Annotated in this window: 15 protein-coding genes; 8 read left to right on the forward strand and 7 right to left on the reverse strand. The window is 26.4% G+C overall.

What is annotated here, in order from left to right; translation table 11 throughout:
- Positions 1 to 32: 32 nt before the first annotated feature.
- The gene (locus tag BN7997_RS03265; RefSeq protein ID WP_242873379.1) at positions 33 to 1,022 is read right to left on the reverse strand and encodes a SpoIVB peptidase S55 domain-containing protein; all 990 of its coding nucleotides are present in this window, start codon (positions 1,020 to 1,022) and stop codon (positions 33 to 35) included.
- A gap of 335 nt (positions 1,023 to 1,357) precedes the next feature.
- On the reverse strand, positions 1,358 to 1,696 hold the full coding sequence (locus BN7997_RS03270) for a hypothetical protein (protein WP_143023154.1): 339 nt from the start codon (positions 1,694 to 1,696) through the stop codon (positions 1,358 to 1,360).
- A gap of 187 nt (positions 1,697 to 1,883) precedes the next feature.
- Between BN7997_RS03270 and BN7997_RS03275 the strand changes: the two genes are divergently transcribed.
- From BN7997_RS03275 to BN7997_RS03290, 4 genes are all read left to right on the forward strand, one after another.
- Positions 1,884 to 2,657, forward strand: coding sequence for an N-acetylmuramoyl-L-alanine amidase (locus tag BN7997_RS03275; RefSeq protein ID WP_083334995.1), 774 nt, complete (start codon positions 1,884 to 1,886; stop codon positions 2,655 to 2,657).
- 18 nt (positions 2,658 to 2,675) lie between these two features.
- Complete coding sequence (locus tag BN7997_RS03280; RefSeq protein ID WP_071119453.1) at positions 2,676 to 3,383, forward strand: zinc dependent phospholipase C family protein; 708 nt, start codon at positions 2,676 to 2,678, stop codon at positions 3,381 to 3,383.
- Positions 3,384 to 3,479: 96 nt separating this feature from the next.
- Positions 3,480 to 5,030, forward strand: a complete 1,551-nt coding sequence (locus BN7997_RS03285) for an ABC-F family ATP-binding cassette domain-containing protein (protein ID WP_071119454.1) — start codon at positions 3,480 to 3,482, stop codon at positions 5,028 to 5,030.
- Between the two features lie 25 nt (positions 5,031 to 5,055).
- Positions 5,056 to 5,685, forward strand: a complete 630-nt coding sequence (locus BN7997_RS03290) for a TIGR01906 family membrane protein (protein WP_071119455.1) — start codon at positions 5,056 to 5,058, stop codon at positions 5,683 to 5,685.
- A gap of 24 nt (positions 5,686 to 5,709) precedes the next feature.
- Here the strand turns inward: BN7997_RS03290 and BN7997_RS03295 are convergent, their stop codons facing one another.
- Positions 5,710 to 5,973 (reverse strand): cysteine-rich small domain-containing protein, encoded by a 264-nt coding sequence (locus BN7997_RS03295; protein ID WP_071119456.1) that lies wholly within the window; start codon positions 5,971 to 5,973, stop codon positions 5,710 to 5,712.
- Positions 5,974 to 6,103: 130 nt separating this feature from the next.
- Between BN7997_RS03295 and hflX the strand changes: the two genes are divergently transcribed.
- From hflX to BN7997_RS03315, 4 genes are all read left to right on the forward strand, one after another.
- The gene (gene hflX / locus BN7997_RS03300) at positions 6,104 to 7,387 is read left to right on the forward strand and encodes a GTPase HflX (protein ID WP_143023155.1); all 1,284 of its coding nucleotides are present in this window, start codon (positions 6,104 to 6,106) and stop codon (positions 7,385 to 7,387) included.
- Between the two features lie 8 nt (positions 7,388 to 7,395).
- On the forward strand, positions 7,396 to 8,058 hold the full coding sequence (locus tag BN7997_RS03305; RefSeq protein ID WP_071119458.1) for a HEAT repeat domain-containing protein: 663 nt from the start codon (positions 7,396 to 7,398) through the stop codon (positions 8,056 to 8,058).
- A gap of 256 nt (positions 8,059 to 8,314) precedes the next feature.
- Positions 8,315 to 8,755 carry an NUDIX hydrolase gene (locus BN7997_RS03310; protein ID WP_071119459.1) on the forward strand — a complete coding sequence of 147 codons (441 nt, stop codon included), beginning with the start codon at positions 8,315 to 8,317 and terminating at the stop codon, positions 8,753 to 8,755.
- A 243-nt stretch (positions 8,756 to 8,998) separates the two neighbouring features.
- Entirely contained in the window at positions 8,999 to 9,643 is a 645-nt protein-coding gene (locus BN7997_RS03315) for a YigZ family protein (RefSeq protein WP_071119460.1), read from the forward strand.
- Positions 9,644 to 9,847: 204 nt separating this feature from the next.
- On the opposite strand, the gene BN7997_RS03320 is transcribed toward BN7997_RS03315, so the two are convergent.
- From BN7997_RS03320 to BN7997_RS03335, 4 genes are all read right to left on the reverse strand, one after another.
- On the reverse strand, positions 9,848 to 10,225 hold the full coding sequence (locus tag BN7997_RS03320; protein ID WP_071119461.1) for a sulfite exporter TauE/SafE family protein: 378 nt from the start codon (positions 10,223 to 10,225) through the stop codon (positions 9,848 to 9,850).
- Positions 10,225 to 10,602 carry a sulfite exporter TauE/SafE family protein gene (locus BN7997_RS03325; protein WP_143023156.1) on the reverse strand — a complete coding sequence of 126 codons (378 nt, stop codon included), beginning with the start codon at positions 10,600 to 10,602 and terminating at the stop codon, positions 10,225 to 10,227. The genes BN7997_RS03320 and BN7997_RS03325 overlap by 1 nt, the downstream gene beginning before the upstream one ends.
- A gap of 331 nt (positions 10,603 to 10,933) precedes the next feature.
- Complete coding sequence (locus tag BN7997_RS03330) at positions 10,934 to 11,290, reverse strand: hypothetical protein (protein WP_071119463.1); 357 nt, start codon at positions 11,288 to 11,290, stop codon at positions 10,934 to 10,936.
- A gap of 5 nt (positions 11,291 to 11,295) precedes the next feature.
- Entirely contained in the window at positions 11,296 to 12,573 is a 1,278-nt protein-coding gene (locus tag BN7997_RS03335; RefSeq protein ID WP_071119464.1) for a DUF1576 domain-containing protein, read from the reverse strand.
- Positions 12,574 to 12,760 lie beyond the last annotated feature (187 nt).

The raw sequence follows: 12,760 nt of genomic DNA on the forward strand, positions 1-12,760 counted from the left end.
AAAGTTTATTAGTCACTTTTTAATTGATTTGATTATTCTTCAATCATCCATTTAATAAAAACAGCATATCCAGTAGTTGGGTCATTTTCTACTGCGTGTGAAATAGCACCTATAATTTTATCACCTTGAACTATAGGAGTGCCACTCATACCTTGAACAATACCTCCTGTAAGTTGTAAAAGTTCTTTATCAGTTATGTGTATTTTAAAAGTTTTAGATTTTGGTGTTTTTTGATTTTCGATATTTAAAATTTCAATATCAAATTTTTTACAACCTTCATTACTAGTTTGTAAAATTATTTGAGCATTTCCCGTTTCAACTTCATTTAATGAAGCTACTTTATATTTTTCGTAATTAGATGTATCAAATTTTACTATATCTCCTTTTATTCCGAAATCTGTATTATCTGTAAATTTACCTATATAGTCTTTTGGCTTAGCACTAATACAACCAACACTTCCTCTATATGATTTTTCTATATTTAAGTTAGTAGTAGTTGAAATATATCCATCTTTTATTTTAATTTTTCTGGAGCTTCCTAAACTTATTGGATGAGCTACAGCACCGAATTTATTATTAATGGGGTCTATATAAGTTAAAGTAGCAAATCCAGATATACTATCAGTAGAATTTACTTCTTCTAATTTACTTTTTAAAGTTTTTATATTTGTGATATGATTATTTCTTTTCAATGTAACATCAATAACATTTGTGCTATCTGGTAAGCTATTTAGTACATTTGAAAAATCACTATAACTTTTAATAGTATTGTTATTTATACTTATTATCTCATCACCTAAAGTAAAAGGTGAATCTTTTATATTACTTCGAACAATTACATTTTCTAATTGAGCTTCTATATGAAGTACATTACCTACAGGAATTAAAAAATCATTTTCAGTTTTTGTAAGTGATGTTGCATAAATTAAATTATTTGAGAAAAAATATAGTAAAAATAATAAACAGACAACTAATGAAAATTTTGTATTGATAATTTTTTTACTATTATTTTTATAAAACATAAAACACCATCCTTTCATCAAATATCTAATAAGTCATATTTTTAGTCACAGATTTAAAAAGTCGTGGTGCTTTTCTTTGGTATTATATTTTGCATTAATAATATTTTGATGCTTGGAAAACAGAAGAAGTATAACCGTAGATTACAAAAATAATAAATAAGTTAGAAAATTAGAAATTATATCTTGAAAAAACTGAATTAAAAATTAAGAAATTCTATATTTAGTTAATAAAATACTGAATTATATTAATAAAATATAAAAAATAATAAAATATAAAAATGAATAGTAGGAAGAAAATGAAATATAAAACAAAAAAACACTTAATAAAATTAAAATCAATCAAGTGTTTTTTTTCGTTTTATTCTTTTTTTAATAATTTTTTTCTTATAGGGATTACTTTTACAACCTGTCTTATTTACTTTAGTTCTAGTTACAGCAACATCCGGAGTTGGTGCTGTAAATGTTTCTTCCTCTTCAGAAGAGGAACATACATCAACAGCAGCTATTAAAGCAAGTTCATCTGATAAAACCGCAAAAAAGGTAGCCAATATATTTATATCATTAGAGCTGAGTTCTTCACCTAATGCAACAGCTAATGTAGATGCTAAAACAATATAATCTAATGAGCTAAAAGCACATAGTTTAGAATTAGAAGAATTCTGATTTCTGCCCAAATTTTTTGAGATTACCTTTTTCATAAAACCTCCTAAAAATAATATATAAAATATATATGCTTGTATTTAAAAAATAAAAACTATAACAGATTCTAAATTTTGTCTATTATTTATAAAAATTATAGATAATGGAGATAATATTCTATAAATTATGTTTAAAATTTTATAACAAGAAGGGAACGATTATATGAAAAAATATAGAATATTAGTAGGAATTATAATGGCATTATCTATAATAATTATAGGAACTTCAGAGCCTGCTAAAAATCTTTATAAGGCTAGCAACTTAATTAGTAAAGGTATAAAAGTAGATGATAAAAAGAAAATAGAAAAAGATATACTAATCTGTATTGACCCAGGACATCAAGAAAAAGGAGATAGTAATTCAGAGCCTGTAGCACCAGGTTCTTATGTTAAGAAGGCTAGGGTATCTTCGGGAGCTACAGGGGTAGCAACTAAAAAGCCAGAATATATATTAAATTTAGAGGCATCTACAGTTTTAAAACATATATTAGAAGGTAAGGGATATAAAGTAATAATGACGAGAGAAAGTCATGATGTTAATATAAGTAATTCAGAGAGAGCTATATTTGCAAATAATAATAAAGCAGATATGGTAGTAAGAGTACATGCAGATAGTTTAAATAACCCAGGAAAAACAGGTGCATCTATTCTAATACCAGCTAAAGAAAGTAAATATACAACGGCTATATATGAGGATAGTCAAAATTGTGCAAATCTAATTAGCAGTAAGATGAAGGAAGCAGGAATAAAAGTCAATGGAGTATTTGAAAGATCAGATTTAACAGGTTTTAATTGGTCTCAAGTTCCGGTAGTTTTAGTTGAAATGGGATTTTTAAGTAATTATACGGAAGATCAAATGATGTCAAACCCAGAATATCAAACAAAGTTAATGCAAGCTATATCTGATGGACTTGATGAATATTTTGCAAATAAATAAAATATATAGGTGATGTCAATGAAAAGTAAGCTAGAAAGTGCCTATGCAAAAGCATTAACTGGTACATTTAAAGTAATAAATCCTATAAAAAAAACAATAAAAAAAACTGAATGTGAAGTGCACTTATATATACAAGAAAATGCTTTAGAAATTTTAAACTGTAATGGTTATAATGATGAATATAAACTATTCAAAGAATATAAATCGAAGATAGATGAAGGTTTGGTATGGGCAGATCAAGATTTTAAATGTTATCATCATTTTTACAATCCGAAAGAAGAAAAAGGTATGTATGGATATGATGATAATGCACTTACTGTAGCTAGAGGTTATTATTTAAAAGCTTTAAAATACTTTACACTAGAAGATTATGATAAGAGTATGTTTTACTTTGGAGCTGCATGTCATATAATCCAAGATTTAACTGTACCACAGCATGCTAAGGGAAAACTATTTGATAATCATAGACAATTTGAATTATATGTTAAGGAGAACTATACAAAAATAAATAGATTTAAGTGTAGAGAAGAGCCTATAATATTAAATTCAGTTGCAGATTATGCAAATTATAATTCATTAAGAGCTCTTAAGATAGATTATATATATAAAAATATAAATGATTTAAATACAAAGTTTTATTTAACTGCTTTAAAAAGTTTAACTTTAGCTCAAAGAACTAGTGCAGGGTGTATGATTATGTTTTACAATGATTTGCTTTATATTTGATTAAGACTATGTAACATATGTAGTATACTTGATTTAAGTCAAAAAAGAATATATTATAGTATAGAATATAGATAAAAATTATGAAGAGGTGTCAAGATGCTAGTAGTAGAAAATGTAAGTCATGGCTTCGGAGCTAGAACTATACTAGAAAATGTTTCATTTAGACTTAGAAAAGGTGAACATATAGCGTTAGTCGGAGCAAATGGAGAAGGTAAATCAACTTTTTTAAATATAATAACAAAAAAACTTATGCCAGATGCAGGGAATATAAAGTGGTCATCAAGAGTTAGTGTAGGTTACTTAGACCAACATACAGTTCTTGAAAAAGGAAAGACTATAAGAGATATATTAAGAGATGCATTTAAATCAATGTTTGATTTAGAGCAAGAGATGTTATCTATGTATGATAAAATGGGTGAAGCTAATGATGATGAAATGGCTAAACTTATGGAAGAAACAGCAGAAATACAAACAATTTTAGAAAATAGTGGATTCTACATGATAGATGCTAAAATTCAGGAAATAGCAAATGGATTGGGTCTTGGAGAAATAGGATTAGATAGGGATGTAACTGATTTAAGTGGAGGTCAAAGAACGAAAGTTCTTCTTACTAAATTATTACTAGAAAATCCTACAATATTAATATTAGATGAGCCTACTAACTATTTAGATGAAGAACATATAACTTGGTTAACAAGATATCTTCAAGAATATGAAAATAGTTTTATATTAGTATCACATGATATACCATTTATAAATAATACTTGTAATGTAATATACCATATGGAAAATGGAGAATTAAACAGATATAAAGGAAACTATGATGAGTTTGTAAGACTTAATGAAATAAAGAAACGTCAAGAAGAACAAGCATATGATAAACAAGTTGAAGAAAGAAAAAGACTAGAAGATTTTATAGCTAGAAATAAAGCTAGAGTTGCTACTCGTGGGATGGCGAACAGTAGACAAAAGCAATTAGATAAGATGGAGATTTTAGAAAGACCAAAAGAGAAGATAAAGCCTACTTTTGGTTTTAAGGAAGCTAGAACTCCAAGTAGATTTGTATTTGAAACAAATGACTTAGTTTTAGGTTATAATGAAGCTTTAACTAAGCCTTTAAACTTCATATTAGAAAGAAATCAAAAGATAGCTTTAAAAGGTATGAATGGTATAGGAAAATCAACATTGTTAAAAACATTACTTGGAATAATAAAGCCATTTGATGGAGAAGTAAAACATGGAGATTATTTAGAAGTTGGTTATTTCGAACAAGAAAGCTCAAGAGATAACTATAATACTCCAATGGATGAAGTATGGGCAGAATTCCCAGGGCTTACAAACTTTGAAGTTAGACAAAGCCTTGCTAAATGTGGTCTTACAAATGAACATATAACAAGCCAAATGAGAGTTTTAAGTGGTGGAGAAGCAGCTAAGGTAAGGTTATGTAAGATAATGTTAAAAGATATAAACTTACTAGTTCTAGATGAACCTACAAACCACTTAGATGTAGAGGCAAAAGATGAGCTTAAAAAGGCTATAAAAGAATTTAAGGGAACTGTACTTTTAGTATGCCATGAGCCAGAGTTTTATATGGATATAGTAGATGATGTATGGAATATAGAGGACTTTACGACTAAAATAGTATAATAAGATACCGTGGAGTATTTAACATATGAAAAAAATTATTAATGTAATATTCTCAGTTATTTTTAGTGTATTAATTATAAGCACAATAATCAAATTCACGGTAGGATTTAAGCAACTTTATTATTTTGATATAGAGTATTTAAATATACCTGTTTTGTCGGGATTGTCTAAAGAAGATATAAAAAAGAACTATGATTATATGATCGATTATAATTTGGATAAAGATAATAAAGAATTTGAATTGCCAAGTATAAAATCTTCAGAGAATGGTAAAATTCACTTCGAAGAAGTTAGAAATATATTTCAAATTTTAAATAAGATATTTAAGATATCACTAGTACTTTCCATAATAGGATTAGTAATAAATATATTAAATAAAAATATTGAATTTTTGAAAACTACATCTAAAGCACTAATAGTAATACCCTTAATATTAATGTTGCCTATAGTTGTAAACTTTGAAGGTAGTTTTGTACTATTTCATAAAATTATGTTTAATAATGATTATTGGATACTTGATCCAAACTTAGATCCTGTAATAAATATTTTACCTGAAGAATTTTTCTTTCATGCAGGTCTTATGATTTTGATTCTTATAATTATAGCTAGTTTAACTAATTACTTAATATATAGATTTTTAAAAAGAGAGCAGTAAACTGCTCTCTTTTTAAAAAATATATTAATCATTAATTTTAGTAATCTTAATAATATCTTGGAATTTACTCATAATATAATCATAATTATTTTTATTATGAGGTAATAAACAATCAGAACAGTTTTTTATACCTTTGTCTGTATATTTAAAATTACCACCGCAATTTTTACCTAAGGTATATAACGGACAGTAGCAAAATAAGCAGTTAAATTCATCAGGATTATTAGTTTTATGACAAGGAAAAAATTCACATTCTTTATGGTTAAAAAATTTATAATTATCACTCATATTATTATCTCCTTAGTTTTACAGTATTAATATGATTATACTAAATATTAACATTAATGGTATAATAAGAAAAATAAAAGTATAATACTATACTAAAATATTATATAAATCTATGAACGAGGTGTTACTTATGGAAGAAAAAAAGGAAAAAGCCTTGCTTGTAGGGCTTAATATCACATCTACAGCAAGAAAAATTGATGATATAGATATAAATGAATCAATGGAAGAATTAAAAGAACTAGCAAAAGCTGCAGGAGCAGAGGTTGTAGGAAGTTTAATTCAAAATAGACAATCTAGAGATGCTGCATTTTATGTAGGAAAAGGAAAAGTAGAAGAAATAAAGGCGTATAGTGATTCATTAGGAGCTACAGTAGTTATTTTTAATGATGAGTTATCAGGAGCTCATATAAGAAATATAGAAGAAGTAGTAGGAATAAAAGTTATAGATAGAACGACACTAATTCTTGATATATTTGCTCAAAGAGCGCTTAGTAAAGAAGGGAAACTACAAGTAGAATTAGCTCAATTAAATTATAGATTACCTAGATTATATGGAATGGGCGGTCAAATGAGTAGAACTGGAGCAGGTATAGGTACTAGAGGTCCAGGGGAACAAAAGCTTGAAATAGATAAAAGAAATATACTTAACAAAGCAGCTGATATAAGACGTGAACTTAGAGAAGTTAAAAAGATAAGAGAGACTCAAAGGGTTCAACGTTTAAAGTCTAGTATACCTATAGTAGCACTTGTTGGTTACACAAATGCAGGTAAATCAACTTTATTAAATGAACTTATAAAGACTCATAAAGATTATGATGTAGAAAAAGAAGTAATGGCAAAAGATATGCTATTTGCAACTCTTGATGTAACTTTAAGAAAAGCTTTATTACCTAATAAAAAAGAATTTTTAGTTGTAGATACAGTTGGATTTGTAAGTAAGCTTCCTCATGATTTAGTAGAGGCATTTAAAGCAACTTTAGAAGAAGTTCAATATGCAGATTTAATTTTACATGTTATAGATGCAACAAATTCAAATTATGAATTACAAAAGAGCACAACAGAAAAAGTTCTTAAGGAATTAGGTGCAGATACTAAGCCAACTATACTTGTGTACAATAAGATAGACAGATTAGAGTTAGATATTTATCCTAAAAATCATGATGATATAGTATATATATCTGCTAAAAAAGGTATAAATATGGATAAGTTAATAGAAATTATACAAGATAATATAATGAAGAATACTTATGCTGTAACTTTAATGCTACCTTATGAAAGAGGAGATATATTTAGTAGGCTAAAGAATAAATATAATATAGAAAACTTTGAATATATAGAAAGTGGAATAACACTAGATGTAAATTTAGAAGAAGAAGACTATAATATATATAAAGAGTATATTTTAGAAAAGTAGGGAGTATTATGAATATAAGTTGGGATAATATAGACAAATTAGAAGATCACTATATAACATATCTTCTATATAAAGAATCTAGGACGGTATCTCAAATCAGTAAAATAAGAAATCTATCAACGTCTCAAGTAAATGATCAATTAATAAAGGCTAAGTTAGAAATAAAATCTATGCTTAAGGATAAAGTAGAATTATCTAAAGATGTTATAGATAAATTTTTAGTTCTTAATAAAAATGACAGACTAAAATTTATGGATAGTTTAAATGAAGAAAGAATGCTAGATTTTAAAAGAAAGTTATATAAAAGAATAATTACGGAAAAAAATGCAGAGGACTTAATGATATTAATATGGGCTACTGGTGAATTAAAGGATGATAGATTTTTAGCATTATTACATCCTCTTACAAGCCATAGACACTCTGATGTAAGGAGAATAACATATTCAGCTCTTAGAAAAATAGAATCTCCAAGTAGTAGAGAATATTTACAAAGAGGGCTTTATGATAGTAATCCTCAAACAAGGCAATACTGCGCTAAAGCTCTTGCAAAAATAGGTAATAAAAATAGCTTAAAAATGTTAAAACAGCTAAGAAATAAGAAAAATTTCGAAAAAGAATATGTACTAAGAGCATATGAAGAAGCAATCAGTATATTGGAAGAAGATATTTAACATATTTAACTTTATTTAACATATAATTCAGTAAATAAGATATTTATAGTGCATCTCCAGAAGTTAACATTAAAATTCGCTTAACTTGAGAGCTAGAGAGCGAAGAGAATTTATAAGTATTAAGAAATACATAAATTCTTCTAGTAACATCTTAGAAAATATGTCAGGTGTAGCGATTGAAAATTATAGTACAACTAAAATCAGATAAATCGTAAATTTCTTAAATCCAAAAAGATGGTTAATAGGAGGGGTTTAAATGATAGTAAGATATTGTGCAGGTGGAGTAGTATTTTATGCTAATAAGGTGTTACTTGTTAAGAATGATAGAGGAGAATGGACTTTACCAAAAGGAAAAATACATCAAGATGAATTAAAACATTCTAGTGCAGTTTCAAGGGTTAAAGATGAAACAGGAGTAGAGGCTAGTATTTTAGAAACTGCGGGTAATACAATGTATCAGTTTTTTTCAAGAAGTAGACAACAAGAAGTATGTAATGCCATTACATGGTATATAATGCAAACTGATAGCAATAATTATGTATTAAAGGATGAATTTACTGATGGTGGTTTTTATAAAGTTAAAGAAGCTATAAATATGTTAACTCATAGTCAAGAAAAGTCTTTAGTTGATATTTCATATAAGAAATATAAAGAGCTAAGAAAAAATAATATCGAAGATGGATTGGCTACAAATTAATATATTAATAAAGAAGAAAGGAGATTTCCTTTCTTTTTTTATATACTAAGATATTATAAAATATATATGATGTGGATAACTTAAAATATAATAATTGCTTTGAGCAAGAATATACTGTTGGAGAAATGAAGTATTTAATTGATATATAGTTAAGAAGAATAGAACTTCATTTAAAGTTGTACCTAAAAAATATATTGGATATAATAACAATAGAAGTTTATTTAGATAAGTTGGAGGATACAAATGAGTACATATAAAACACTACATGAGTTTGGAATGGATGAAATTATAATAGAAAAATCTACTTTTATTGGATATGCAAAACCTATAAAAACAGAAGAAGAGGCTATTGAATTTGTAAATGAAATAAAGAAAAAACATAAAGATGCAACTCATAATGTATGGGCATATACTGTTGGAAAAACTATGAATATACAAAGATATAGTGATGATGGTGAACCACAAGGAACAGCAGGGATTCCAACTTTAGAAGTGATAAAAAAAGAGGATTTAAGAGATGTTGTAGTTGTTGTAACGAGATACTTTGGTGGAGTTAAGTTAGGTGCTGGAGGATTAGTTAGAGCATATACTAAGGGTGCTAAAATAGGAATAGATGCTGCAAAAGTAATAGAAAAAGTAATGTACAAAGAAGTTAGAATTAAAATAGATTATAATCAACTTGGAAAAGTACAAAATGAAATAATGAATATGAATTATTTTGTTAAAGATACAATATATGAAGACAATGTAGAAATAATAGTATATTCAAGATTAGAAGAAGTGAAAGTTTTAACTGATAAAATAATTGATATAACTAGTGCTACAGCTGAAATAAAACTAGGTGAAGAATTTTATTTATCAGAGCAAAATGGAAATATAATATTATAAAATAAATTAGAAATGACTTATTTTTAGTTATTAGAAAATTATAATATATCCTAAAAATTATATTTATTATGTATATTTAAGTAACATCATAATATAAGAAAAGTAAAAATCATATTTTTAATAAGGAATATACAATAAAAACTAAAATGTACGTATTAAAGTATATTTTAGTTTTTATTGTATAAACATTTCAAATTCTGTTTATTATTTACCACATTTTTCTTTCTTATGGTTGCAAAATCCTTTCTTAATTTCTATACAACCAACTATTAATAAAAATACGCCAAAAACTTTTCTTAAAGTTTCAGAAGACAAGTAATTAGCTACAAAAGAGCCGCATATTGCGCCTAAAATACCAAATAGAGCTATTGGTATAACTAATGAAAATACAACATTTTTATTTTTTATATGTATTATTAAAGCAAATATAGTCATAGGTATAGAGGAAAGTAAATTTACACTTTGTGCTATTTTAGGATCGATATGTGCAAATAGTATTAACGCTGGAATCAATATTGTTCCACCACCCATTCCCATACCACCAATAATACCTGAGAGAAATCCTAATATAGTTAAAAACATTAAAACACCATCCTTATAGCTGCGATTATCATTATTGTACCAAATGTAACTCTAAGAAATTTTCCAGTTACCTTTGATAAAAGCTTAGCACCTAAAATGCCTCCAATAATACTACCGATAGCAACTTTTAAAGTTAATGAAATATCATATGTACCTTTTGAAATGTAAATTACTGAGCTAGCACTAGTTAAAAATACTATTATAGCGAGAGCTGTGGCATGAGATTTATGTTCTTCTATTTTGACTATATTATTTAGTATAGGTACAAGTAAAGTACCTCCACCAGATCCGAATATTCCATTAACGAAACCTGTAAAAAGACCTATTATAGAGTTTTTAATATTAAAGTTAAAATATTTATTTTTCAATTTAATCACCTTCTTCTAATAGTGTTTGCATAAATATGAAAATATATTTATATAATTAATCATAAAATTTGTACAGGAATCAATTAATAAGCAATATAATTTAAATGTGAAAAATATGCTGATTATATAGTATTAGAGAGACTATATATGAGTGAATCAGTTGATTTGATATTATGTAGTGAATAAGTTATAAAACAAATTATAGATATAACTAAAAATACAAGTGTAAAAAATTTTCTATTGGTGAAGGTGAGTTATAAATTTTGAATAAAAAAGTTAACTCCGTATAGAAGTTAACCTTTTTATTTTTATATAGTTATTATACTTGGACCAATATAATTTACTTCTTACATTTTGTTAAGCATCGATACATAACTATATGTAAATCTTTATCAATTTTATTTACTGTAGCTTTATCGACCATGGAACCTACTAAGAATAATTCATCTTCATGGGAATCATCACCCATTAATTCCCAATAGAATTCTTCAACTTCACATTGTCTTTGAATATTTAAAACATCATTAAGAGATGAAATTTCATCATCTGGATAAGCTGAATTATAATCTATTATAGTTATAGTTGATAATTCTGAATCTCTTTTTATACGAACATTTATATCATTTGATCCGCTTCTCATTAATAAAGATGTCACTTCATCAACTAATCTTGTTATCTTTTTTACTTCGTTTTGCAATTAAGCTACCTCCTTTTTACAAATGCGTCGAGTATAGGTAATAAGAAACCTGCAACTAGTCCACCTGCAAATCCATTATTATATAAATTTACCCCACCGTGTATTATACCAACATTTGTTGCTAAAAGGAAATGTAATATTCCAGCGATAAATCCTATTTTATAACCATATACCCCAGCTATAGGAGCTAAAGTTGTTGAAAATAATACAGTTATAATAACTCCTGTTGATGATATATCACGTCCTAAAAATAATGCTGTTACTATTACACCTAATACAACAGGCAAACAGTTCTTTATATGCTTTCCGAAGGCGCTAAATCCGACAACTGTAAATATACCTGCTATTACAGGGCCATTTACTACACCACCTATTAAAAGTACAAATGATAGTGAAAGTAAACCCATAAGACCCATATTAAAGAAAGTTACTCCATATCCCATTAAAAAAGTGTAATCTGTAACTACTCTTCCACTATAGTTGAAGATATGTTTATATTCATTTAAAGTATTTTTATTTACTGAAATACCTATGCAAATCAAGTAAATAAACATTGCTACCAATGTTAATATTAAAAATAGATTATTTTCTAAATATAAAATATTTACAGATTCTATTTTAATATCAAGGCTTTTAAGAGCACTTGTTAGTATAGTACCTAATATACCTGCTGTGAATCCAAGGTTATAAATATTATAACCATCATAAAACTTTACCATATGAGATGCTAGGGGTGTAATTATAAATCCTATAAATATACCAACACCAATACCTAATAAAATAGCTATTTTACTTGGTAACATATTGGAAAAACTAATTTCACTAATTACAGGTGCAAGAGCTGTAGCAAACATAATTGATACTATTATATCTTTAAAATCTATTTTTTTATGATAACTATATAAATAACCTCCCATATATATTGGGATAATGTTAAATATATTTTTTCCAAAAAATGAAAATCCCATAACTGTCATAAAAGCAGCTAAGATAAGTCCATTGATTCTTAATTTATATTTTTTTAATAAATATAGATTATAAAAACTAATTAAGGCAACATTAACAAAAGTAGGACCGATTCCACCAACAGATAGGAAATCTGTAATTAATATGGATGGTGAAATCAAAATATTTTTTAATCCAGATGATAATGTTAGGTTTGTTTCACCATCAAAATATGAAAATAGTATTCCTAAAATCATAAATGTTAGTGGAAATATAAATAATATTTTGAGTTTTTGTTCTTTATGCAATTCTTTTTCTTGGTACTTGTGTATATACATTCATATCCTCCTCTTTAATTTTAAAGCTATTTAAATTTATTTGGGTGAATGTAGTAGATTTACATAGATTATATCATTTATAATATATAAATGTAAAAGATTATATAAATAAAACACATTAAAGACACTAATTATATAATAAAATTAAAAAATAGATTATGATATAATATAATTATTGATATTTTTT

The sequence above is a fragment of the Romboutsia timonensis genome (genome assembly GCF_900106845.1).
GTDB lineage: Bacteria > Bacillota > Clostridia > Peptostreptococcales > Peptostreptococcaceae > Romboutsia > Romboutsia timonensis.